This is a genomic window from Streptomyces sp. NPDC046909, from assembly GCF_040644695.1.
Taxonomy (GTDB): Bacteria; Actinomycetota; Actinomycetes; order Streptomycetales; family Streptomycetaceae; genus Streptomyces.
On the sequence record NZ_JBEYXC010000005.1, the window covers coordinates 14,538 to 36,252 of the forward strand.

Here is a 21,715-nt window from a genome sequence, read left to right on the forward strand (position 1 = left end):
TCCGAAGGGCCCGCCTCAGACGATCCCGCCGTTGGCCCGCAGCACCTGCCCGTTGACCCACCGTCCGCCCGGACCGACCAGGAAGGACACCACGGCGGCGATGTCCTGCGGGGTGCCCAGGCGCTCCAGCGGCGGCTGTGCGGCCAGCCGGGCGACGGTCTCCTCGTCCTTGCCGTCGAGGAACAGGTCGGTGGCGGTCGGGCCGGGCGCGACCACGTTGACCGTCACGTCACGGCCGCGCAGCTCCCGGGCGAGGATCAGCGTCATGGCCTCGACGGCGCCCTTGCTCGCCGCGTAGGCGCCGTACCCCGGGAAGGAGAGGCCGACGACCGAGCTGGAGAAGTTCACCAGCGCTCCGCCGGAGCGGAGCCGGCGCGCTGCCTGCTGGGCGACGACGAAGGTGCCGCGGATGTTGGTGCGGTACAGGGCGTCGAGGTCGTCGAGGTTCAGTTCCGCGACCGGTGACAGCGCCATCCGGCCCGCCGCGTGCACCACGGCGTCCACCCCGCCGTACGCCGTCTCCGCCAGGTCGAACAGCGCGGCGACCTCGGTCTCGTCGCCGACGTCCGCGCGGGCGGCGAAGGCGGTGCCGCCGGCGGCCTCGACGGCGCTCACGGCCTCCTCGGCCGCGTCCTTGTTCCCGGCGTAGCCGACGACGACGGCGAACCCGTCGGCGGCGAGCTGCTGGGCGACCTGGCGTCCGATGCCGCGCGATCCTCCGGTGACGATCGCGACGCGCTGCTGTGTGGTCATGTCCGCTCCTTTGGGTAGCGACGCTACGTGCATCTCGTAACGACGATAACATGGGGGCGTAGCGACGCTATTCCCGACTCGTATCGACGTTACGAATGCCGTACCGTGCAGTCATGGACGCGAGGGAAAAGATCCTGGAAGCCGCCGCGCGGCTGCTCGCCGAGGCGCCGGTCGCCGATGTCTCGACGCGCGCGGTGTGCGAGGCGGCCGGGGTGGGCGCGCCGATGCTCTACCGGCTGTTCGGCGACAAGGCGGGGCTGCTGGCCGCCGTGGTCGACCGGGGATTCGAGGAGTACCTCGCCTCCAAGCGGGCCGCCCGGCCGGGCGCGGATCCCGTCGCGGACCTGCGGAGCGGCTGGGACAACCACATGCGGTTCGCGCTGGAGCACCCCAACCACTACCGGCTGATGTACTCGCCCGAGCTGACGGCCCCGCCCGCCGCCGCGCGCGAGGCGCACGCCCTGCTGCACGCGATCCTGGAGCGCTGCGCGGCGGCGGGCCGGCTGACCGTCCCGCCCGCCCTCGCCACCCAGATGATCATGTCCGCCAATGTGGGGGCGGCCCTGTCGATGCTCACCAGGCTCGAGCAGTACCCGGACCCGGGCTTCTCGGCCCGGCTGCGGGACGCGGTGATCGACTCCCTGACCCGCCCGGCGGGCCCCGCCGAGGGCGACGGCGTCCCCGTCGCGGCCGCCACCCTCGCCGCCCGCCTGCGCGCGCAGCCGCCCGAGGCCTTCACCGCGGTCGAGACCGCGCTGTTGCAGCAGTGGCTGGCGACTCTGGCCGGTCAGGGCGCCTGAACGAGCCCCGACTGATAGGCGATCACGACCAGTTGGGCGCGGTCGCGGGCGCCCAGCTTCGTCATGGCGCGATGGACGTGGGTGCGGACCGTCAGCGGGCTGACGAACAGCTTCTCCGCGATCTCCTCGTTGGCGTGCCCCTCGGCCACCCACGCCATCACCTCGCGCTCGCGGGCGGTGAGTCCGGCGAGGTCCTTCGGCGCCGCCAGCCGGGCGCCCTCGGCGGGCGCGGCCAGGAACCGGGTGATCAGGGTGCGGGTGGCGAGCGGGGAGAGCAGGGACTCGCCGGCCGCCACGGTCCGGACCCCGGTCAGCAGCGCGTCGGCGGTGACGTCCTTGCCGAGGAAGCCGCTGGCACCCGCGCGCAGCGCCTGGGCGACGTACTCGTCGATCTCGAACGTGGTCAGGATCAGCACCCGGGTCCCGGTCAGCTCCGGATCGGCGCAGATCGCGGAGGTGGCGGCCAGGCCGTCGGTGCCGGGCATCCGGATGTCCATCAGGACGAGGTCGGGCCGGTGGACGCGGGCGAGGGCCACGGCCTCCGAGCCGTTCGCCGCCTCGGCGACCACCTCCATGTCCTCGCAGGAGTCGATCAGGATCCGGAAGGTGGCCCGCAGCAGGGCCTGGTCGTCGGCGAGCAGTACGCGGATGGTCATGGGTTCCGTTCTTCCGGTTCCGGAGCGATGGGGTACAGCGGCAGCCGGGTCGTCACCTCGAAGCCGCCCTCGACGCGGTGCCCGGCCTGGAGGGCGCCGCCCATGGAACGGGCCCGCTCCCGCATGCCGATGAGGCCGAAACCCTGCCCCGGCTCCGCGGCGGCGGTCGCCGTCCCGTCGTCCGTGACGGTGATCGTCACATGGTCCACGGCGTACCGCAGCCGGACCCGGGCCGCCTCGGCCGCCGCGTGCTTGGCGACATTGGTCAGCGCCTCCTGCACGATCCGGTACGCCGTCAGGTCCACCCCCGGCGACAGGGGGCGGGGCGTGCCCTCGGTGTCGACCTGCACGGCGAGGCCCGCCGACTCGAACGAGGAGGTCAGCTCGGCGAGCTGGCCGAGCCCCGGACTGGGGGCGAGCGGTGTGTCGGGGTCGTCGGTCTGGCGCAGCAGACCCACCGTGGCCTTCATCTCGCGCAGCGCGGCGGCCGTCGTACCGGAGAGATCGGTGAGGATCCGGTGCACCTGCTCGGGGTGGGTGCGCGAGAGGTGGGCCGCCGTGCCCGCCTGGGCGTTGGCCAGCGCCAGATGGTGGGCGACGACGTCGTGCAGCTCCCGGGCGATGCGCATGCGCTCCTCGGCGACCCGGTGCCGGGCCTCCTCCTCCCGGCCGCGCTCGGCGTACTCGGCGCGGGCCTGCACTGCCTCCACGTAGGCGCCGCGGAACCGGACCGCGTTGCCGGTCGCGACCGGGAGCAGCAGCCACGCGGCCGGACCGAGCGTCCGCAGCGGCCACGGGTGGGCGACGGGATCCGCGACATAGGCGGTCGTGATCAGCAGCGCGAGGGCGACGAGGAAGGCGATCCGGGTGGTGCGGCGGTCGGTGCACACGGCCAGCCGGTACAGCGCGAGCATGAGCGGCGCCATCAGGAGCGGCGTGAGGAGCATGCCCCGCGCGGTCGCGACGGCGGTGCACACCGTCGTCACCGCGACGACGGTCCGGGGCCGGGTGCGCTGCCAGAACAGGGCGCCGCAGGCGACGGCGGCGAGGGCGACGGTGGGTGCCACCGAGGTGGTCCGGCTCATCCGCGGGAAGTTGATCTCGCTGCCGAACAGGAAGCACGCGAACAGCAGCGCCACCGTCATCGTGTCGACGGTGCGGGCGTGGTCGTCCGCGTAACGCTGCCAGGGAATGCTCATCGCCGGTCTCCGGTCGGGGCCTGAGGACATGGTCGCCGACGGGTGGGGCGCCGCTCGTGTCCGCTCCAGCTTCGCGGGCGAGGGCCCTCACGTCGTCGTCCGCCTGCCGACATTCGCGCCTACTCGGCACGCAGTACGGACGGCCGTGTCCGTCATCCCCGGGCAGGAGCGCTGTCGGCCGGAGTTCGACGATCTTAAGTCAACTGCTTGACTTGGCCGGATCCCCCGGGATTGCCTGACCGTGCGGCGATGGCGCCGGACCGGAGGAGGGCCCATGTCCCGGAGTGACGAGAAGCAGGCGCTGACCTATCCGATGTACGGCGGTACGGCGCTGGAGCCGCCCGCCGAATGGGAGCTCCTGCGCAAGGAGTGCCCCGTGGCCCATGTGACCCTCCCCAGCGGCGACACCGCCGCCCTGCTGACCCGCTACGACGACGTCCGGCAGGTGCTCTCCGACCCGCGCTTCGACCCCGTGCTGAGCGCCGAGGACGCCGCCCGCATCGCCGACGACACCACGGGCGGCGTTTTCAACACCGACATGGCGCGGTTCATCCCGCAGCGGGGCGAGCCCCACCAGCGGTGGCGGCGGATGGTGGGCCAGTGGTTCACCGTCACCCGCATGGCCGCGCTGCGCCCCGGCATCGAGGCCATGGCCGAACACCTCGTCGACGAGATGGTGGAGCACGGCACGCCCGCCGACCTCCGTACCCACCTGGCCTTCCCGCTCCCGGTTTGGGTGATCTGCGACCTGCTCGGCGTCCCCGACGCCGACCGGGACCGCTTCTCCCAGTGGTCCGACGCCCTCCTCAACCTGACCCGGTACACCCAGGAGGAGGTCGACGCCGCCCAGGACGCCTACGTCGACTACATGGCCGCGCACGTGGTCGCCAAGCGGGAGGCGCCGGGCGACGACCTGCTCGGCGCGCTCATCGAGACCGTGGAACCCGACGGCTACCGGATGTCCGAGCGGGAACTCGTCTACACCGGCCAGTCCCTGCTGATCGCCGGGCACGAGACCACCGCGAACATGATCGGGAAGACGGTCGCCATGCTCCTCGCCGACCGCCGGCGCTGGGAGCGGCTCCTCGCCGACCCCGCCCTGGTGCGCCCGGCGGTCGAGGAGGCGCTGCGGATCGACGCCGACCCAGGGGTCGGCATCCCCCGCTACCTCACCGAGGCGACCGAGGTCGGCGACACCCTCCTGCCGGCCGGTACGACCGTGCTGTGCAGCATGGGCGCGGCCAACCGGGACGAGAGCGCCTTCGACGCGCCCGACGAGATGACGCTCGACCGGCAGCCCAACGCCCATCTCGCGTTCGGCGCCGGACCGCACGCCTGTCTGGGGCAGGCGCTGGCCCGGGTCGAGCTGCACACCGTGCTTGACGTGCTGTTGCGTAGGCTTCCGTCGTTGGAACTCGCCGTAGCGGCGGAGGACCTGCGACGGCTCGAGGGGCTGGCCGTCGGAGGGCTGAGGGAAGTCCCGGTGCGATGGTGAACATGGCGGCAGGCAGGGCGGTACGGGCGGAACAGGTCAGCGCGACCCGGGAGCTGATCCTGAGCGCGGCCGAGCGGCTGTTCGCCGAGCGCGGGGTCAACTCCGTCTCCAACCGCCAGGTCAGCGAGGCCGCCGGACAGGGCAACAACGCCGCCGTCGGCTACCACTTCGGCACCAAGGCCGACCTGGTGCGGGCCATCGCCCGCAAGCACGCCGACCGCGTCGAGGAGATCCGCGTCCGCCTGCTGGCCGGACTCGGCGACTCCCCGGACCTGCGCGACTGGGTGGACTGCCTGGTCCGCCCGGTCCCCGAACACCTCGCGGCGCTGGGCGGACCCACCTGGTTCGCCCGGTTCTGCGCCCAGGTGATGACCGACCCGGTACTCCACCAGATCATGGTCGAGGAGTCCCTCGCCTCCCCGTCCCTGCGCCGGATCGTCGACGGGCTGAACCGGTGTCTGCCCGAACTGCCCGCCGAGGTCCGCGCCGAACGCGGCGACATGGCCCGCCATCTGCTCATCCACCTGCCCGCCGAACGGGAGCGCGCCCTCGCCGAGAACCGGCCCGTCCCGCGCGCCAGTTGGCACGACTACGCCACCGGCCTGGCCGACGCCATCGTCGGCATCTGGCTGGCACCGGTGACCCCGGGCAAGGCGGGCACCGGTGACCCGGGGGAAGGCCGAGCCCGCGCGTGATCGGTGAGCGGCCGGCGCTCGCGCGGGGCTCCGGACAGCACGTACTCGTCGTCGCCGGTCCGGACCTGGCCGAACTCCTGTCGGCCACACTGGAGTTGGCCGGATACCGGACCAGCGTGGCCGCGACCGGGACCGAGGCACTGCTGCGGGCCGCCGAGCACCGGTACGACCTCGTGGTCCTGGACGCCGGCCTCCCCGACGTCCCCGAACTCGGCCGTGGGCGCAGACCGCCCGTCACCCACCGGCCACCGGTCCTCTTCCTGACCGCGTACGACTCCCTGGACCGCCTGGTGCCCGAACTCGGCCTGGGCGAGAAGGACTACGTCACCAAACCCTTCCGGGTCGCCGAAGTCCTCGCCAGGATGCGCGTGTTACTCCGCGGGGCGGGCCCGGCACGGCACCACGACGGCGGACCCCGCTACGACGACCTGGTGCTCGACGACACCCTCTGCCGGGCGCGACGCGGCAGTTCGACGCTCGACCTGACACCCGCCGAGTACCGACTCCTGCGCTTCCTCCTCGTCAACGCCGACCGCGTGCTGTCAAAGGAGCAGATCGGACGGTACGTATGGGGAGACTTCCGGGGCGGCAACGCCATCGAGCAACTGGTGTCCCGGTTGCGGCGCAAAGTGGACCGGGACGGTCCGGCGCTGATCCACACCAGGCGGGGCTTCGGGTACTGGCTGGGGCGACCGGAGCCGGAAGAGTGAGCAACTCGTAGGCGAGGAAGGGAAGTTGTGACCTCGCTCAGCGCGGCGCAGGGGTGTGAGCCGGGTCACGTCAGCCTTCTGTCAGGGAACTGACCGCAACCCGTCAGCCCCCTCTGTTTGCATGTGTTCATCGAGGCCTCGCCCCCTTCCCCCCGGCGCTCCGACTCTCGACCGGAGCCCCCCACCACCGAGGAGAACCATGGCCGACACCCTGGCAGTTCCCGAGTTCCCGATGCCCCGGGCGGGCCGCTGCCCCTTCGACCCGCCGCCCGGCCTCAAAGAGCTCCAGGAGCAGGGACCGCTGACGAAGGTACGCCTCTGGGACGGCAGTGAGCCCTGGCTCGTGACCCGTTACGCCGAACAGCGCGCGCTGCTGGGCGACGCCCGCGTCAGCTCCGACATCGACCTGCCCGGCTTTCCGCCCAAGGCCAGCTCCGAGGGCGGCGAGGGCAAACTCAGCTTCATCATGATGGACGACCCCGAACACGCCCGGCTGCGGAGGCTGGTGACGGCCCCCTTCGCCATCAAGAAGGTCGAGGCCCTCAGGCCCGCCGTGCAGCGGATCGTGGACGGTCTGATCGACGACCTGCTGGCCGGCCCGCAGCCGGTCGACCTCGTCGAGGCGTTCGCCCTGCCCATCCCCTCGCTGGTGATCTGCGAACTGCTCGGTGTGCCCTACGAGGACCACGAGATGTTCCAGTCGAACACCAAGACGATGGTCAGCAGCGCCGCCACCGCCGAGCAGCGCAACGTGGCGACCCGGGAGATCGCCGGCTACCTCGCCACGATGATCGGCAAGCGGCTCGCCGAACCGCGCGAGGACCTGCTCTCGAGCATCGCCGGACGCATCACCACAGGGGAACTCGACCATCAGCAGGCCACGGAGATGGCGCTGCTCCTGCTGATCGCCGGGCACGAGACCACCGCGAACATGATCGCGCTCGGCACCGCCGCCCTGCTCGAACACCCCGACCAGCTCGCCCTCCTGCGCGAGACCGACGATCCCAAACTGGTCGCCTCGGCGGTCGAGGAACTGCTGCGCTACCTCAACATCACCCACCAGGGACGACGGCGCGCGGTGACCGAGGACATCGAGATCGCCGGGGAGACCATCAAGGCCGGCGAGGGCATCATCGTCGTCAACGAGATCGGCAACCGCGACCCCGAGGTCTTCGACGACCCCGACCGCCTCGACCTCACCCGCGACGCCCGCCGCCATGTCGCCTTCGGTTTCGGCATCCACCAGTGCCTGGGCCAGCCGCTCGCTCGAATGGAACTCCAGGTCGTCTACGGCACGCTGTACAAGCGCATCCCGACGCTGAAGCTGGCCTGCGCGCTGGAGGACGTCAAGTTCAAGCACGACGCGTTCATCTACGGCGTGCACGAGCTGCCCGTCGCCTGGTGACGGCTGACCGTCCCGCGAACGACCTCGAACCACGTGTGAAGAAGGGGAATCCCATGAAGGTGGAACTGGAAGCCGACAAGTGCGTCGCCTCCGGGCAGTGCGTGCTCGCCGCGATGGACGTCTTCGACCAGGACGACGACGGCATCGCGATCCTGCTGGAGGACCAGCCCGGACCCGAACTCCTCGACGACGTCAAGGAAGCCGTCGCCGTCTGCCCGGCCGCCGCGATCCGACTGGTCAACGAGTGAACCGGATCGTCGTCGTCGGAGCCTCGGCCGCCGGACTCGCGGCGGTCGAGACGCTCCGCCGGGAGGGCTTCGACGGCACGCTCACCCTCGTGGGCGACGAGCCGCTCGCCCCCTACGACCGCCCGCCGCTGTCCAAGCAGGTGCTGTCCAGCGAATGGGAGCCCGAACGCCTGCCCCTGCGCCCGCCGGAGGACCTGACGGCCCTCGCTCTCGACCTGCGCCTCGGCGTGGCCGCGACCGGCCTCGAACTCACCGAGCGCGCCGTGCGGTTGGCCGACGGCTCGGCGCTGCCGTACGACGGGCTGATCGTGGCCACCGGTGTCCGGCCGCGCCGGCTGCCCGGCGAGGGCGCGCATGTGCTGCGGACCCTGGACGACGCCCTGACCCTGCGCGACCGGCTGGGCCCGGGACAGCGCCTGGTCGTGGTCGGCGCCGGGTTCCTCGGCGCGGAGGCCGCCGCGGTGGCCTGGCGGCTCGGCGCCGAGGTGACCGTCCTCGAACCGGCCGCGGTGCCGCTGGCCCACGCGGTCGGCACGGAGGTCGGGCGGATGCTCTCGCAGGCCCATCTCGACCGCGGCATCGACCTGCGCTGCGGAGTCACCGTCACCGAGGTGACCGAGGACGGCGTACGGCTCGCCGACGGCGAAGTCGTCGAGGCCGACGAGGTGTTGGTGGCCATCGGCTCCCTGCCCAACACCGAGTGGCTCGACGGCAGCGGGCTGGCCGTGGGCGACGGAGTGGTGTGCGACGAGTACTGCGAGGCCGCGAAGAACGTGTACGCGGCCGGTGACGTCGCCCGCTGGTACAACCCGCTGTTCGGGACGTCGATGCGGATCGAGCACCGCACCAACGCCGCCGAACAGGGCATGGCCGCCGCCCGCAACCTCCTCAACCCCGAGGCGCGCAAGCCGTTCTCACCGGTGCCGTACTTCTGGTCCGACCAGTACGACATGAAGATCCAGGCGTACGGCTTTCTGCGCGACCACGACGAAGTCGCCGTCGTCGAGGGCGACTTGGCCGAACGGCGGTTCGTCGCCGCCTACCGCACCGGCGACCGCGTCAGCGGCGCCCTCGCGGTCGGCATGCCGCCCAAGGCGATCCGGCAGTGGCGCCAGGCCATCGCGACCGGGGCCGCGTGGAGCGAGACCGTACCGGCCGCCGCCTGAGGCAGGGGCGCCGAGGGAAGCGGCCCTCGGCGCCCCGACCGGTCAGTGACCGAGCCGGATCCGCGTCACCTGATCCTCACCGGCCGCCCCCGCACCGGACTTGTCCACCACATACGCCGAACCGTCCGCCACCTCCACATGGTTGGGGTTGGCGCCGGTGGCCACCGTCTCCTCCACGACCCCCTTGCGCGGATCGACCACGGTGACGTTCGCGGCGCTCCGGTTGACCACCACCACATCGCCGGAGCGCCCGTCCGTGGCCACCGACAGAGCGCCCGCCCCGGTGGCGACGGACTTCTCCACGACCCCCTTGCGCAGATCGACGACCGACACGGTGCCCGCGGTCTGGTCGGCGGTGTAGGCCGTACGGCCGTCCCTGGACAGGGAGACCGAGATGGGGCCGTCACCGGCCGGTACGAACCGCGGGGTGTCGGAACCGGGGGAGACCTCGATGATCCGGTCGTTGGACAGGTCGGCCGCGTAGACCTTGCCGGTGCGCTCGTCGACGGCGAGTCCCGCCGGACCGGCGCCCTCGACCGTGACGCGCCGCTTCTCCTCGAACGTACGGCTGTCGAAGGCGACCAGGGTGCCGTCGCCGAAGCCGCTCGCCCACACCGTGTCGTGCCTCTCGTCGACGACGATCTCGCGGGCGTGCGCGACGCCCGGCAGCGTGGCGAGATGCGCGCCGGTGCGCTGGCTGTAGACGGCGACCGAGTTGTTACGGGTGTTCGTCGTCCACACCGTGTTGTGCTCGTCGTCCACGGCGATGCCGTAGACCGCCTCGACGGCGCCGGTCGTGGTGTCGGTGACCGGCGGGGCGTACGTGGCCTCGACCTGGAGGGTGTCCGGGTCGACCTTCAGCAGGCTGGAGGTGCCGGTCGGCGGGCGGCCCACGGAGACGGTGACCCAGAGGGCGTCGTTCCGCTCGGAGTACGCCGACTGGTAGAGGCCTCTGACCAGCGGGGCCGTGGTGGCGGTCGAGACGGCGGAGGCCGGGCCCGACAGGGTGAGGGTGATGCCTGCGGCGAGGGCCACGGCGACGGCCGCGGCGGCGCGGGTGGAGATTCCGGACATGGTGATGCGACTCCCTTGTGGGTGGGTGATCAACTGGTGGGGAAGGTGGCTCAGTTGGCCTGCGGGCGGCGGCGCACCACGAACACGGTCGTGGCCGCTGCCCCGGCGGCACCGCCCGCCGCGGCTGCCGCCGCGGACCAGGCGATGGTCGCGTAGGAGACCGGCGCCTCGACCGACGCGGCGGCGAGGGTCTTCGGCGTCGTGTCCGGTGCGGTGGTGGAGGACGACTCGGCACCGCCCGCCGCGGTCGTCGTGAACCCGACCTTCAGTGAGGTCGGCGGGTTGGGGGCCAGGAAGCGCAGCCAGTGCGCGCCCACGGAGGTGTCCGCCGGGATCGTCACATCACCCTCGTACGAGCCGTCCTCGTCGGCCTTCCACTGGCCGAGGATCGCCTCGTCGTCGAGCTTGATGGTGACCGTCTCACCGGCCGGGAACTTGGTCACCTTGAAGTGGAGTTGCCCGCCCGGCTGCACCTCGCTGGCGGTGATCTCGGCCTTCGCGCCGGCGGAGTTGGTGGCGCTCGCCGGGGCGCCGGACGCGGCCGGGACCGGGGTCGCGGAAGAGGCCGCGGCGGTGGTCGAGGACGCGGTCGTGCCGGAGGTGACGGTGAAGGCGGCCTTGAGGCTGGTCGCCGGGTTCGGGGCGAGGAAGCGCAGCCAGTGGGCGCCCTTCGTGGTGTCCGACGGGACGGTGACGCTGCCGGAGTACGAGCCGTCGGAGCCGATGGTCCACTGGCCGAGGATCTCGCTGTCGTCCAGCTTGATCGTCAGGCGTTGACCGGCCGGGAACCCGGAGACGCGGAAGGAGACCCTGCCGCCGGCGGCCACCTGGGAACCGGCGGTGATGGACGCGGCCGCGGAGGCCGAACTGCCGCTGCCGGAACCCGAGGTGTCCGTTCCGCCGGAGCCGCTGCCGCTGCTGCTTCCGGAGTCGGAGTCGTCATCCGAGGAGTCCGACGCGGCTGCCTTCACCGTGATGTCGGACTTCAGGCTCGTCGCCGGGTTCGGTGCCAGGAACCGCAGCCAGTGCGCGCCCGCCGACGTCGAGGAGGGAATGGTCACCGTGCCCTTGAAAGTCCCGTCGGAGCCCACGGCGTCCGACCACTGGGCGAGGATCTCGCTGTCGTCCAGCTTGACCGTGACGGTCTGCCCCTCGGCGAAGCCCGACAGGGCGAAGGAGACCTTGGCGCCCGCCGTGACGGTGGAGGCGCTGGTCAGCTCGACGGCGGGAGTGGCCGTGGTCGCACTCGCGGAGGGTGTCGGCGAGGGCGTGGGCGTGGGCGAGGGTGACGCGGACGCGCTCGTCACCGTCAGGCTCTCGCTCTTCACGCTCGTCTGCGGCGCCAGGAACCGCAGCCAGTGACCGCTGCCCTCGCTCGCGTCGGCCGGAATCGTCACCGTCCCGGACACACTGCCGTCGTCGCCGATCGTGAACTGCTTCAACAGCGTCGTGTCGTCGAACTTGACGCTCAGCGTCGCCGCGGCCGGAAACGCGGACACGGTGAACGACACCTCGCCGCCCGGCGCCACGGAGGTCGTGCCCAGCGTGACCGCGGGTGTGGCCGCGTCCGCCGCCAGGGCCACCTGGTCGGTGAGGTCGGTGGTGTCCACCGTCGCGGCGCCCAGCACGGGCAGGGCGAGCGCGCCGAGCCCGAGGGTCGCACCGGCGGTCAGGGCGAGGACACGGCCACCGCGTCGAGGCCGGGATGGTCTGTGAGAGGTCATGAGAGCTGCTCCTGGCAGATGAGAGGGATACGCGAAAGATCACAAAACGAGATGAGGTTAGGCTGGCCTAATCGAAAGAACCGCCTCGTCATCCGGAGCCCGCCCGCATGCCCGTGCCGACCGTGTCCGAGCCGCCCGAGGGCACCCCGCACCACCCGCCCCGCCTGCCGCGCCCCCACCCGGTGCCCCGGCTCACGGCACCGGCCCGCGCGCTGCCCGCGGAGGGCTCCGCACCGCACGAGACCGAGGCGTTCTGGGCGGACGTCCGCCGCCGCGGCACCCCCCTCGTCGGCCCCGACCCGCAAGGCACCGATGACCACGCGGCCGTGACGTTCCTGTGGCGCGGCACCTCCGCCACCCGCACCGTCCGGGTCCTGCCGAACAAGCTCGGCGACCCCCGCGACCCCGACGGCAACCTGATGACCCACGTCCCCGGCACCGACGTCTGGCACTGGACGCTCCGACTGCGCCACGACTGGCGCGGCACCTACGACCTCCACGTCGACGAGGGCGAGGGCCCCCGCCGCCGCACGGACCCGTTCAACACCCGCTCCCTGCCCCACCGTTGGGACGGCGAGCCGGTGCCGTACGCCGAACTCCCCGCGGCGCCCGACGCGTCGGACTGGCAGCCCAGGCCCGGGGTCGAGCAGGGCACCGTCACCGAGCGGAAGCTCCACGGCCGACGCGTCTGGCTGTACCAACCACCCGCGCCCGCCGAGGACGTGCCGGTCCTCGTCCTCCTCGACGGCGAGCACTGGCAGCCCCGCCTCGGCCTCTCGACCCTCCTCGACAACCTGATCGCCGACGGCCGCATCCCAGCGATCGCCGCAGTGCTCCCCGAGGCCGTCGACGAACCGACCCGCTGGGCGGAACTGTCCTGCCGCCCCGAGTACGTCACCCACCTCGCGGACGAACTGCTGCCCTGGGCGGCCGCCCGGCTGCCGATCACCGCCGACCCGGCGCGCACCGTGATCGCCGGCCAGAGCCTCGGCGGGCTGACCGCCGCCTACGCGGCCGTGTCCGCGCCGCACCGCTTCGGCAACGCCCTCGTCCAGTCGGGCTCGTTCTGGTGGCCCGTAGGCGACGACACGGAGTGGCTCACCCGCGTCCTCGCCGGCACGCCCCGGCTCCCGGTGCGGTTCCGGCTCTCCTTCGGCGAGCAGGAATGGGTGGCCCTGCCCGCGGCCCGCCGACTGCGGGACACGCTCGCGGCCCTGGGGTATCACGACTCCTCCTACCGGGAGTTCAACGGCGGCCACGACTACCTCTGCTGGCGCACGGAACTGGCCGACGGCCTTGTGGAGCTCCTGGGCCGCTGACCACACAGGCCGCCGCCCAGCCGACGGGGACGTCGACATCGGCGACCGTCCAGCCCGGCAGCTGCGCCGGGGCGAAACCCGCACCGACGTACACGTCCCCGAGCGCGCTCAGCGACAGGCCCTCGCCGGTCGCCTTGAGGTAGGCCTCCTTGCGGGTCCAGCAGCGCGCGAAGGCACCGGCGCGCACACCCGGCGGCATGCCCGTCAACTGCTGCCGCTCGGAGGGGTGCAGGCCCCGGGAGGCCTCCTCGGCGACGCGTGGCTCGGGCACGCGCTCGACATCGACGCCGACCGGTACGGAGGCCAGCCCGAGCAGGGCCAGGCCGCCCGAGTGGGAGAGCGAGTAGTGCACCCCGGCTCCGGCGGGGCCCGCCACCGCCGGGCGTCCGTGCGGGCCGCCGCAGCCGGGACAGGGCAGCCGGGTCAGCCGCACCGAGGCGGCTGGTACACCCGTGTAGGCGCTGAGCACCCGGCGCAGGGCGCTGTGCGCGGCCACGTAGAGCGCCCGCTCGGCGGGCCGCCGCAGCGCCGCCGCACGCCGCTGTTCCTCGGCGTCCAGCAAGGAGAGGTCGAGAGGGGTGTCCGCCGCCGGAGCCCGTACGACCCACAGCAGCGGGCCGTGCGAGAGCTTGCGCGGGCACAGTCCCGGCCCGCGCACCAGGACCTGCGGAGCGATCGCCGTCGTCATCCCCGCCCCGCCTCCAGCCGGATCGCACACGCCTCGTAGGGGGCCGGTCCGAAGCGGACCTCCCAGCCGGCCGGGATGTCCCGCCAGACCGGCCACAGCGACAGGCGGCCCTCGGCGTTCTCCAGCACCAGCCGGGGCGGGCCGGGATCGAACGGCGTCATGCGTCCAACTCCTTGAGACGGGTGGTGAGACGGGCCGCGATCTCGTCGAGGTGCCGGTCCCGCATCAGCTGCGGATGTGTGCAGTCCAAGTCGTGGTTGACGATCGACCCGCTCACATGCGGCCGCCACGCCTCGCGGGTCAGCCAGTCCTCGGCGCGCGGGGCGGCGGCCGTGAAGAACAGCACGTCGCCGTCGTAGGGCCGGTGTTCGTGCTCGCGCATCATGCGGGCGTGGTTCGGGACGATGTCGACGATCCGCGACAGCGTGTGGTCGGACAGCCCGGCCAGCGGACTCCCGGCCCGGCGCAGTGTCGTCAGCACGTCCTCGCGCGTCCGCTCGCCGGTGCGGTCGAAGCCCGCCATCCGCAGCACCGCGGTCAGCGCGTCGCCCTCCTCGGGCGCGGGCCGCTCCCGCCACTGCTCGGCGGGGAACGCGTCCAGCAGCGCGAGGAGTTCGACCCGTTCACCGGCCTCCTGGAGGAGCACGGCCACGGTGTGCGCGAGCACCCCGCCGACCGACCAGCCCAGCAGCCGGTACGGTCCCCGCGGCTGGAGCTCGCGGATCCGGTCGGCGTAGTCCTCCGCCTCCTCCTGGAGGCTGCCCGGCAGCGGCTCACCGCCGACCAGCCCGCGCGCCTGGACGCCGTACACCGGCTGATCGGGGCCGAGTCGGGCGGCCAGCCCGGCGTAGCACCAGGCGATGCCGCCGGCCGGGTGGATCGCGAACAGCGGAGGCTTCGGGCCAGTGGCTCGCAGAGGCAGTACGACATGCAGGGCGTCCCCGGAAGCGGGCCCCGCGGCGTCGAGCCGGGCGGCCAGTGCGGCGGGCGTCGGTGCCTCGAAGAGGGAGCCGATCGTCAGCTCGGCGCCGAACTCCTCCCGTACGCGAGCCACGAGGCGCACCGCGAGCAGTGAGGTGCCGCCGAGGTCGAAGAACGCGTCGTCCGGACCCACGCGTCGGACGCCGAGCACCTCGGCGAACAGCCGCGTCAGCGCCTCCTCGCGGGGACCGGACGGGGCGCGCCCGCCCGAGTCCCCGGCGAAGACGGGAGCCGGCAGTTCGCGGCGGTCCAGCTTGCCGTTGGGGCTGAGCGGGAAGACGTCGAGGGCGACGACCGCGGCCGGGACCATGTGTTCGGGCAGTTCGCGGGCCAGGGCGGACCGGACCGCCTGAGGGTCGGCGCCGCCGGTGACGTACCCGACGAGCCGGTCCTCCAGGACCAGCGCGCAGGAGCCGTCCACGCCCGGATGTGCCGCCAACGCGGCCTCGATCTCGCCGAGTTCGATGCGCTGGCCGCGCAGCTTCACCTGGTGGTCGGTGCGGCCGAGGTACTCGACCTCGCCGTCGGCCGTCCAGCGCGCCAGATCGCCCGTGCGGTACATCCGGGCACCCGCCGGACCGAACGGGTCGGCCACGAACCGGGACGCCGTCAGCTCGGCCCTGTGGAGGTATCCGTCGGCCAACTGCGCGCCCGCCAAATACAGTTCGCCGGGGATCCCGGGCGGACAGGGTTGCAGCGCCGCGTCCAGGACGTACAGCCGGGTGTTCCACACCGGCCGCCCGATCGGCACCGGACCCAAGGCCCCGGGGACACAGGCGTGATACGTCACGTCCACGGCGGCCTCGGTCGGCCCGTACAGGTTGTGCAGCCCGACGCCCGACAGGGTGCGCGCGAAGGCGCCCGCCGTCTCGCGGGGCAGGGCCTCGCCGCTGCAGAACACCCGGCGCAGGCCGCCGCATCCGGCCGCGTCGGGCCCGGCGAGGAAGACCTGGAGCATCGACGGCACGAAGTGGCAGGTGGTGACGGCCTGTTCGCGGATCAGCCGGGACAGGTAGGCGGGGTCCTTGTGCCCGCCGGGCTCCGCGACGACCAGGGTCGCGCCCTCGCGCAGCGGCCAGAAGAACTCCCACACCGACACGTCGAACGACGACGGCGTCTTCTGCAGCACCCGGTCCCCGGCGGTCAGCCCGTACTCGTGCTGCATCCAGCGCAGCCGGTTGTCGATGGCCCCGTGCGGGACGACGACCCCCTTCGGGCGGCCGGTGGAACCGGACGTGTAGATGACGTACGCGGGGTGGGCCGGGGTGAGCGCCCGTGGCGGGGCCACCCACAGCCGGTCGGACACGTCGGTCTCGTCGAGGACGACGAGCGGGGTCCCGGAGTCCTCGGGCAGACGGCCCGCCCGGTCGGTCACCGCGCACACCGGCGCCGCGTCCTGAAGCATGTACGTCAGCCGCTGGGCCGGATAGTCGGGGTCCAGCGGCAGATAGGCCGCCCCCGCCTTCAGTACGGCGAGCAGCGTGACGATCAGCTCCACCGAACGCGGCACCGACACCGCCACCACCGCGCCGGGAACGGCCCCGAGCGAGCGCAGATGATGGGCCAACTGGTTTGCCCGCACGTCGAGTTCCGCGTAGGTGAGGGTCGTGTCGCCGAAGACCAGTGCCGTGGCGTCCGGGGTGCGGGCCGCCTGGGACTCGATCGGACCGATCAGGGTCGTCGGCGGCAGGGCGCGCTCGGTGCTGTTGAACTCGCTCAGGACCAGGGCCTGTTCCGCCGGGGTCGCGATCGGGTGGACGGCGAGCGGGAGGTGCGGGTCGGTGTCGGTGAGCCGCTCCACGAGCCGCAGGAACCGTGCCTGGTGTGCGGCGAGTTCGGTGTCCGTGTACAGGGCCGGGTTGCCGTCGTGGTCGATCCGCAGGCCGCGGCCGTCCGCGCGGTCGTAGATGTTGACTGTGAGGTCGTCCACCGGGCCGGCCGACAGATTGCGGGCCCGGGCTTCCGAACCCGCGAAGTCGACGCCGTAGTCGAAGGGCATCACGTTCACGAGCGGGCCCACCAGACCGCGGTTCTCGCCGAGCAGGCCCAGGTCGCGGCGGATGTCCTCGTAGCGGTAGCGCTGGTGCCGGCGGACCTCGCGGATGCCGAGCACGACCTGTCGTACGAGCTCCGCGAAGCTCGCGTCGGGGGTGACGGTCAGCCGCAGCGGGAGGACGTTCATGACCATGCCGGGCACGCGCAGGGCGACCGAGCCCATGCGGCCCATCATGGGCAGGCCGAGCACGATGTCCGTCCGTGCGGTGGCGCGGGCCGTGTAGAGGGCCTGCGCGGCGATCAGCACGTCGGGCCACGTGGCGCGCAGCCGTGCGGCCAGCTCGCGCAGGCGCTCGGTGGTCTCCGGCGCCAGGTGGGTCGTACGGCGGAGGAAGGTGCGGGACGGGAGCGCGCCCCGGCCCGCCAGCCGGGGTGCCTCCGGGCGGTCGCCGAAGGCCTGGGCCCAGTGGGCGCGGTCGGCGGTGAAGGCGGGGGAGGAGCGGTAGTCGGTGTCGTCCGTGACGAGGTCGGCCAGGGCGCGGAAGGTGCGCGGGGCGGGCTCCTCGCCGCGGACGAGGGCGGAGTAGACCTCGGCGGTGCGGCGGACCAGGAGAGAGTAGCCGTAGCCGTCCATGACCAGGTGGTGGATGCGCTGGTACCACAGCCAGCGGTTCTCGCCGACGCGGAACAGGGCGTGCCGGAACAACGGTCCCTGCGTCAGGTCGCACGGCTCGGCGAGGTCGGCGCGCATCCATGCCTCGGCCTGCTCGGCGGTGTGCCGATCGCTGACGGTGAGGGGGAGTTCGACCGACTCGCGGACGCGCTGGCACGATCCGTCGGGTGTGTCCTCGATCACGACGCGCAGCGCCTCGGCCTCCGCCGTGACCCGGCGCAGGGCGGCGGCGAAGAGGTCCGGGTCGAGCGGGCCGTCGATCTCCAGGACCTCGGCGGTGTTCTGGGCGGGGCTCAGCGGGTCGAGGGCCTGCGCGAACCACATGCCCGACTGGGCCGCGGTCAGCGGCAGCACGGTGTCGGGGGCGAGGGTGATGGTCATGACACCCCCAGCCGGGCGGCCCAGGCCGCGATGGCGGGCTCTTCGGCGAGGTCCGCGAAGTCGGCCTCGACGTCGTGCCGGCGGCGCCAGCGTTCCAGCAGCGTCATGATGCGGACCGAGTCCAGGCCGTAGTCCACGAGGTTCTCGTCCACGGGTATGTCCTTCGGGTCCTCGCCGAGACACTCGGCGACGTCGGCGTGGATCTCTTCCACGGTCAGGGTCATGGCTCAGGCCTCCTTGAACAGGGCGTCGGTGGTGGTCACGACCGCGCAGCGGCCCGCGGCCCAGCGCAGGGCCATGGCGTGGTCCTCGGGGGAGAAGTCGGCGACCGCGTCGGCCACGACGAACGCCTGGATGTCCCGCGTCCACGCGTCGGCGGCGGTCATCAGCACGCCGATGTGCGCGTACACGCCCACGATGACCAGCTGGTCGCGGCCCCATCCGGTGAGCAGGTCCTGGAGGTCGGTGCGCGCGAAGGCGCTGTACTTCCACTTGGTGAGGGTCGTGTCCCCCGGCTCGGGGGCGACGGCCTGCGGTACGGCGAGCGCCTCGGGGTCGTCGGCGACTCCCGGTCCCCAGAAGTCGAGCTGGAGGCCGCGTTCCTCGGGGGTCTGGCCGCCGCGCTGGGCCGAGTAGACGACCGGGACGCCGAGCCGGCGGGACTCCTTCAGCAGCCGCGCGGTGTTGTCGAGCATGCCGGTCAGCGGCTGCTGTCCGGCCGGGAAGGCGGACAGGAAGTGCCGCTGAAGGTCATGGACGAGCAGCACGGCGCGCGACGGGTCCGCGGTCCAGGCCACGCGGTTGGCGGGCAGTTCGGCCGGGGCCGGGAGGAAGTAGGAGGGGATGGCGGGAAGTGCCATGGGAACAGGGGCCTTTCAGGACTGCTCGGCGGCGGACCGCAGCTGCTTCTTGCTGACCTTGCCGACGCCGGTGTGCGGGAAGACGTCGACGAACTCGACGAGATCGGGGACCTTGTAGGCGGCGACACCGCGGTCGCGCACGAACCGTTTGACCGCGACGGACTTCAGCGGCTCGGCACCCTCGCGCAGGATCACGTAGGCGAGGGAACGCTCGCCCAGGTACTCGTCCGCCACCGCGACCACGGACACGTCGTGCACCGACGGATGGCCCAGGATGATGTTCTCGATCTCCTCCGGGGCGACCTTCTCGCCGCCCCGGTTGATCTGGTCCTTGGCCCGCCCCTCGACGACGAGATGGCCGGTGGCGGTGCGTCGCACGATGTCGCCCGTGCGGTAGAAGCCGTCCTCGGTGAAGGCGGTGCGATTGTGCTCGGGCGCCCGCCAGTAGCCGCGGATCGTGTACGGGCCGCGGGTCAGCAGATGCCCGAACTCCCCGTCGGGGACGTCGTTCCCGGCGTCGTCGACGATGCGTATCTCGTCGTCCGGGGAGATCGGCAGCCCCTGCGTGGTGACGACGGTCTCGAAGTCGTCGTCCAGTCTTGTGTAGTTGACCAGTCCCTCCGCCATGCCGAAGACCTGCATCAGCCGGCACCCGAGGGCGGGCTCCAGCCGGCGTGCCGCCTTCTCGCTGTACTTGGCGCCGCCGACGAGCACCAACTCAACGCTGGACAGGTCGTGTTCAGCGGATGCGGCCGCGCCGGTCCACACCAGGGCGAGCGGCGGCACCAGTCCCGTCATGGTGATCCGCTCCCGCTCGATCAGCGGGAACGCCGTCGCCGGATCGGGCTTCGGGCACAGCACCGACGTACCCCCGGCGTAGAGCACGCCCAGCCAACCCGGGGAACTCATCGGGAAGTTGTGGGCGGCGGGGAGCGTGACGAGGAAACGGGTGTCCGCGTCGACACCGCAGATCTCGTTGGAGGCCCAGAGCGAGTACAGGTAGTCGTCGTGGGTGCGCGGGATCAGCTTCGGGACGCCCGTGGTGCCGCCGGACAGCTGGAGGAAGGCCAGCTCGTGCGGTTCGGGCCCGACAACGGGCTCGGGTTCGCGCGGGATGGCGGACAGTGCCGTGTGCTCCCCCGGGTCGCCGACCACGAACACGTGCTTCAGGCCCGGCGTCTGCTTCCTCACCCGGGACGCGAGGTCGCGGTGGTCGAAGCCGGCGTGCCGGTCCGGGATCACATACGCGACGGCGTCGGCGAAGGAACAGAAGTACTCGATCTCTGTGTCCCGGTGGGCGGGCAGCGCGTACACGGGGAGGGCGCCGATCCGGAACAGCGCGAAGACGACCTCGACGAACTCGCCGATGTTCGGCAGCTGTACGACGACTCGGTCGCCGCGGGAGATCCCGCGCTCGATGAACCCGGCGGCCAACCGGTCGGCCCGCTCGTCGAGTTGGCGGTAGGTCCAGGTACGGCGTTCGGGAGCCGGGTCGATCAGGGCGATCCGGTCGGGGTGCGCGGCGGCACGGGCGCGCAGCACGCCGCCGAAGGTCTCGCCGCGCCAGTAGCCGGCGGCGCGGTAGCGCTCGGCGAACTCGGCGGGCCAGGTCGGGGCGTCCACACCGGGAGTGAGGGTCACAGCGAGGCCCCCACCGCGTGCAGGAACGTACGGAACTTGGCGGCGGTCTCCGCGGTCTCGGCCTCCGGCGACGACGCGGCCACCACCCCGGCGCCCGCGAACAGCCGCAGCGCCCGCCCTTCCGCCTCGGCGCAGCGGATCGTCACGACCCACTCGCCGTCGCCGTCCGCGTCCTGCCAGCCGACCATGCCGGTGTAGGGGCCGCGGTCGAAGGGCTCCGACTCGGCGATGACGCGCCGGGCCAGTTCGGTGGGGGTGCCGCAGACCGCCGGGGTGGGATGCAGCGCGGACGCCAGGTCCAGCGCGGTGGTGTCCGGCGCCGCCAACTCCCCGGTGACGGTGGTGGACAGGTGCCACATCGTGGCGGTGCGTACGAGGGTGGGGCGCTCGGGGACCTCGATACGGCGGCAGAACGGGGCGAGGGCCTGGCGTACGGCGGCCACGACGACGGCGTGTTCGTGCAGGTCCTTCTCGGACTCCAGCAGCGCGACCGCGCGCCGCACGTCCTCGGCGAGGTCACCGCTGCGCGGCGCCGACCCGGCAAGGGGGTTGGCGGTCAGGCGGCCGCCCTCGCGGGACACCAGGAGTTCGGGGCTGGCCCCGATCAGGGTGCGGCCGGGGCCGCTCGGCACGGCGAAGGTGTAACCGGCCGGGTCGCGCTGGGCGAGGCGGCGCAGCATGGCCCGCAGATCCGGCTCGCGCCGGGAGGTGAGCTCCAGGGTGCGGGCGAGGACGACCTTGTCGAACTCCCCGGCCCGCATCCGGGCGACCGCGGCGGCGACGGCCGCGCCGTACCGCTCGGGCGCGGGGACCTCCCGCACTTCCCAGTCGGGCCGGCCGTCGTCGTGCGGCACGGGCAGCGCGACGAGCGGGTCCTCGCGCAGCGGCGGCGCCCAGTGGACCATGTCCGGGACGGCGAGCGCGGGCGGGGCGTCCGGGGCGAAGGGGATCGAGCCCACGACGACCGGGGCCGGGGCGTCCGGGCGGCGCAGCGCGGCCAGGGCGTCGCGCACGCGGTCGGTCAACGGGCCGCTGCCGTGCGGTATTCGGGCGGTGGTGCCGCGGCCCAGCAGGGTGCGGTGCGGGGTGGCGAGGAAGCGGTCGGTGGCCGGGCGGTAGGCCTCCAGAAGGGCGGTGGCCGCGCCGGGGGCGACCAGCGGGGTCGTGGGTTCGTGCAGGGAAACAGGCATGGGTGTCTCCAGTGGGGAGGCAGTGGGGAGGCGCGAGCAGGGGAAGTGCGCGTGGGGGGGAG

20 protein-coding genes are annotated in these 21,715 nt (G+C 72.8%); 8 read left to right on the forward strand and 12 right to left on the reverse strand.

The features are described 5' to 3' along the window. Nucleotides 1–15: 15 nt before the first annotated feature. Nucleotides 16–753: an SDR family oxidoreductase gene (locus ABZ928_RS17100; protein WP_361518974.1), complete on the reverse strand. Its 738-nt coding sequence runs from the start codon at nucleotides 751–753 to the stop codon at nucleotides 16–18. A 113-nt stretch (nucleotides 754–866) separates the two neighbouring features. On the opposite strand from ABZ928_RS17100, the gene ABZ928_RS17105 reads away from it, so the two are divergent. Continuing rightward, nucleotides 867–1,553, forward strand: coding sequence for a TetR/AcrR family transcriptional regulator (locus tag ABZ928_RS17105; RefSeq protein WP_361518975.1), 687 nt, complete (start codon nucleotides 867–869; stop codon nucleotides 1,551–1,553). Here the strand turns inward: ABZ928_RS17105 and ABZ928_RS17110 are convergent. Together ABZ928_RS17110 and ABZ928_RS17115 are read right to left on the reverse strand one after the other, a co-directional pair. Then, nucleotides 1,541–2,209 carry a response regulator transcription factor gene (locus tag ABZ928_RS17110; RefSeq protein WP_361518977.1) on the reverse strand — a complete coding sequence of 223 codons (669 nt, stop codon included), beginning with the start codon at nucleotides 2,207–2,209 and terminating at the stop codon, nucleotides 1,541–1,543. The two genes, ABZ928_RS17105 and ABZ928_RS17110, sit on opposite strands and share 13 nt — an antisense overlap. After that, nucleotides 2,206–3,408, reverse strand: a complete 1,203-nt coding sequence (locus ABZ928_RS17115; protein WP_361518978.1) for a sensor histidine kinase — start codon at nucleotides 3,406–3,408, stop codon at nucleotides 2,206–2,208. Before ABZ928_RS17115 ends, ABZ928_RS17110 begins: the two co-directional genes overlap by 4 nt. Nucleotides 3,409–3,682: 274 nt before the next feature. Here ABZ928_RS17115 and ABZ928_RS17120 point away from each other — a divergent pair, with 274 nt between their 5' ends. The 6 genes from ABZ928_RS17120 to ABZ928_RS17145 all read left to right on the forward strand — a co-directional run bounded on the left by ABZ928_RS17120 (nucleotide 3,683) and on the right by ABZ928_RS17145 (nucleotide 9,127). Then, nucleotides 3,683–4,903 (forward strand): cytochrome P450, encoded by a 1,221-nt coding sequence (locus ABZ928_RS17120; RefSeq protein ID WP_361518980.1) that lies wholly within the window; start codon nucleotides 3,683–3,685, stop codon nucleotides 4,901–4,903. Further along, nucleotides 4,897–5,598: a TetR family transcriptional regulator gene (locus tag ABZ928_RS17125; protein ID WP_361518982.1), complete on the forward strand. Its 702-nt coding sequence runs from the start codon at nucleotides 4,897–4,899 to the stop codon at nucleotides 5,596–5,598. The genes ABZ928_RS17120 and ABZ928_RS17125 overlap by 7 nt, the downstream gene beginning before the upstream one ends. After that, nucleotides 5,595–6,308, forward strand: coding sequence for a response regulator transcription factor (locus ABZ928_RS17130; RefSeq protein ID WP_361518983.1), 714 nt, complete (start codon nucleotides 5,595–5,597; stop codon nucleotides 6,306–6,308). Before ABZ928_RS17125 ends, ABZ928_RS17130 begins: the two co-directional genes overlap by 4 nt. Nucleotides 6,309–6,507: 199 nt before the next feature. Further along, nucleotides 6,508–7,713 (forward strand): cytochrome P450, encoded by a 1,206-nt coding sequence (locus tag ABZ928_RS17135; protein WP_361518985.1) that lies wholly within the window; start codon nucleotides 6,508–6,510, stop codon nucleotides 7,711–7,713. 53 nt (nucleotides 7,714–7,766) lie between these two features. After that, complete coding sequence (locus ABZ928_RS17140) at nucleotides 7,767–7,961, forward strand: ferredoxin (protein WP_361518986.1); 195 nt, start codon at nucleotides 7,767–7,769, stop codon at nucleotides 7,959–7,961. Beyond that, a complete protein-coding gene (locus tag ABZ928_RS17145; protein ID WP_361518988.1) occupies nucleotides 7,958–9,127 on the forward strand; it encodes an FAD-dependent oxidoreductase in 1,170 nt (389 codons plus the stop codon). Before ABZ928_RS17140 ends, ABZ928_RS17145 begins: the two co-directional genes overlap by 4 nt. 42 nt (nucleotides 9,128–9,169) lie before the next feature. Here the strand turns inward: ABZ928_RS17145 and ABZ928_RS17150 are convergent, their stop codons facing one another. Next, nucleotides 9,170–10,201 carry a YncE family protein gene (locus tag ABZ928_RS17150; protein WP_361518990.1) on the reverse strand — a complete coding sequence of 344 codons (1,032 nt, stop codon included), beginning with the start codon at nucleotides 10,199–10,201 and terminating at the stop codon, nucleotides 9,170–9,172. 50 nt (nucleotides 10,202–10,251) lie between these two features. Then, nucleotides 10,252–11,925, reverse strand: a complete 1,674-nt coding sequence (locus ABZ928_RS17155) for a hypothetical protein (protein ID WP_361518992.1) — start codon at nucleotides 11,923–11,925, stop codon at nucleotides 10,252–10,254. A 107-nt stretch (nucleotides 11,926–12,032) separates the two neighbouring features. Here ABZ928_RS17155 and ABZ928_RS17160 point away from each other — a divergent pair, with 107 nt between their 5' ends. Continuing rightward, on the forward strand, nucleotides 12,033–13,244 hold the full coding sequence (locus ABZ928_RS17160; RefSeq protein ID WP_361518994.1) for an alpha/beta hydrolase-fold protein: 1,212 nt from the start codon (nucleotides 12,033–12,035) through the stop codon (nucleotides 13,242–13,244). On the opposite strand, the gene ABZ928_RS17165 is transcribed toward ABZ928_RS17160, so the two are convergent. Genes ABZ928_RS17165 through ABZ928_RS17195 form a run of 7 tightly spaced genes read right to left on the reverse strand, consistent with a single transcriptional unit; the run spans nucleotide 13,171 to nucleotide 21,653 of the window. After that, on the reverse strand, nucleotides 13,171–13,932 hold the full coding sequence (locus ABZ928_RS17165) for a 4'-phosphopantetheinyl transferase superfamily protein (RefSeq protein WP_361518995.1): 762 nt from the start codon (nucleotides 13,930–13,932) through the stop codon (nucleotides 13,171–13,173). The two genes, ABZ928_RS17160 and ABZ928_RS17165, sit on opposite strands and share 74 nt — an antisense overlap. Further along, nucleotides 13,929–14,093 carry an MbtH family NRPS accessory protein gene (locus tag ABZ928_RS17170; protein WP_361518997.1) on the reverse strand — a complete coding sequence of 55 codons (165 nt, stop codon included), beginning with the start codon at nucleotides 14,091–14,093 and terminating at the stop codon, nucleotides 13,929–13,931. The genes ABZ928_RS17165 and ABZ928_RS17170 overlap by 4 nt, the downstream gene beginning before the upstream one ends. After that, complete coding sequence (locus ABZ928_RS17175) at nucleotides 14,090–17,962, reverse strand: amino acid adenylation domain-containing protein (RefSeq protein ID WP_361518999.1); 3,873 nt, start codon at nucleotides 17,960–17,962, stop codon at nucleotides 14,090–14,092. The genes ABZ928_RS17170 and ABZ928_RS17175 overlap by 4 nt, the downstream gene beginning before the upstream one ends. Then, nucleotides 17,959–18,186, reverse strand: coding sequence for a phosphopantetheine-binding protein (locus ABZ928_RS17180; protein WP_361519000.1), 228 nt, complete (start codon nucleotides 18,184–18,186; stop codon nucleotides 17,959–17,961). The genes ABZ928_RS17175 and ABZ928_RS17180 overlap by 4 nt, the downstream gene beginning before the upstream one ends. A gap of 3 nt (nucleotides 18,187–18,189) precedes the next feature. After that, entirely contained in the window at nucleotides 18,190–18,822 is a 633-nt protein-coding gene (locus ABZ928_RS17185; protein WP_361519001.1) for an isochorismatase family protein, read from the reverse strand. Between the two features lie 15 nt (nucleotides 18,823–18,837). Next, on the reverse strand, nucleotides 18,838–20,463 hold the full coding sequence (locus tag ABZ928_RS17190; protein ID WP_361519003.1) for a (2,3-dihydroxybenzoyl)adenylate synthase: 1,626 nt from the start codon (nucleotides 20,461–20,463) through the stop codon (nucleotides 18,838–18,840). Then, complete coding sequence (locus ABZ928_RS17195; RefSeq protein WP_361519005.1) at nucleotides 20,460–21,653, reverse strand: isochorismate synthase; 1,194 nt, start codon at nucleotides 21,651–21,653, stop codon at nucleotides 20,460–20,462. The genes ABZ928_RS17190 and ABZ928_RS17195 overlap by 4 nt, the downstream gene beginning before the upstream one ends. Nucleotides 21,654–21,715: the final 62 nt, after the last annotated feature.

What these genes read in the sequence shown, in the direction of transcription:
- ABZ928_RS17100 (WP_361518974.1), bottom strand. Translation starts at nt 753, where the DNA reads ATGACCACACAGCAGCGCGTCGCGATCGTCACCGGAGGATCGCGCGGC.
- ABZ928_RS17105 (WP_361518975.1), top strand. Translation starts at nt 867, where the DNA reads ATGGACGCGAGGGAAAAGATCCTGGAAGCCGCCGCGCGGCTGCTCGCC.
- ABZ928_RS17110 (WP_361518977.1), bottom strand. Translation starts at nt 2,209, where the DNA reads ATGACCATCCGCGTACTGCTCGCCGACGACCAGGCCCTGCTGCGGGCC.
- ABZ928_RS17115 (WP_361518978.1), bottom strand. Translation starts at nt 3,408, where the DNA reads ATGAGCATTCCCTGGCAGCGTTACGCGGACGACCACGCCCGCACCGTC.
- ABZ928_RS17120 (WP_361518980.1), top strand. Translation starts at nt 3,683, where the DNA reads ATGTCCCGGAGTGACGAGAAGCAGGCGCTGACCTATCCGATGTACGGC.
- ABZ928_RS17125 (WP_361518982.1), top strand. Translation starts at nt 4,897, where the DNA reads ATGGTGAACATGGCGGCAGGCAGGGCGGTACGGGCGGAACAGGTCAGC.
- ABZ928_RS17135 (WP_361518985.1), top strand. Translation starts at nt 6,508, where the DNA reads ATGGCCGACACCCTGGCAGTTCCCGAGTTCCCGATGCCCCGGGCGGGC.
- ABZ928_RS17140 (WP_361518986.1), top strand. Translation starts at nt 7,767, where the DNA reads ATGAAGGTGGAACTGGAAGCCGACAAGTGCGTCGCCTCCGGGCAGTGC.
- ABZ928_RS17150 (WP_361518990.1), bottom strand. Translation starts at nt 10,201, where the DNA reads ATGTCCGGAATCTCCACCCGCGCCGCCGCGGCCGTCGCCGTGGCCCTC.
- ABZ928_RS17155 (WP_361518992.1), bottom strand. Translation starts at nt 11,925, where the DNA reads ATGACCTCTCACAGACCATCCCGGCCTCGACGCGGTGGCCGTGTCCTC.
- ABZ928_RS17160 (WP_361518994.1), top strand. Translation starts at nt 12,033, where the DNA reads ATGCCCGTGCCGACCGTGTCCGAGCCGCCCGAGGGCACCCCGCACCAC.
- ABZ928_RS17165 (WP_361518995.1), bottom strand. Translation starts at nt 13,932, where the DNA reads ATGACGACGGCGATCGCTCCGCAGGTCCTGGTGCGCGGGCCGGGACTG.
- ABZ928_RS17170 (WP_361518997.1), bottom strand. Translation starts at nt 14,093, where the DNA reads ATGACGCCGTTCGATCCCGGCCCGCCCCGGCTGGTGCTGGAGAACGCC.
- ABZ928_RS17175 (WP_361518999.1), bottom strand. Translation starts at nt 17,962, where the DNA reads ATGACCATCACCCTCGCCCCCGACACCGTGCTGCCGCTGACCGCGGCC.
- ABZ928_RS17180 (WP_361519000.1), bottom strand. Translation starts at nt 18,186, where the DNA reads ATGACCCTGACCGTGGAAGAGATCCACGCCGACGTCGCCGAGTGTCTC.
- ABZ928_RS17185 (WP_361519001.1), bottom strand. Translation starts at nt 18,822, where the DNA reads ATGGCACTTCCCGCCATCCCCTCCTACTTCCTCCCGGCCCCGGCCGAA.
- ABZ928_RS17195 (WP_361519005.1), bottom strand. Translation starts at nt 21,653, where the DNA reads ATGCCTGTTTCCCTGCACGAACCCACGACCCCGCTGGTCGCCCCCGGC.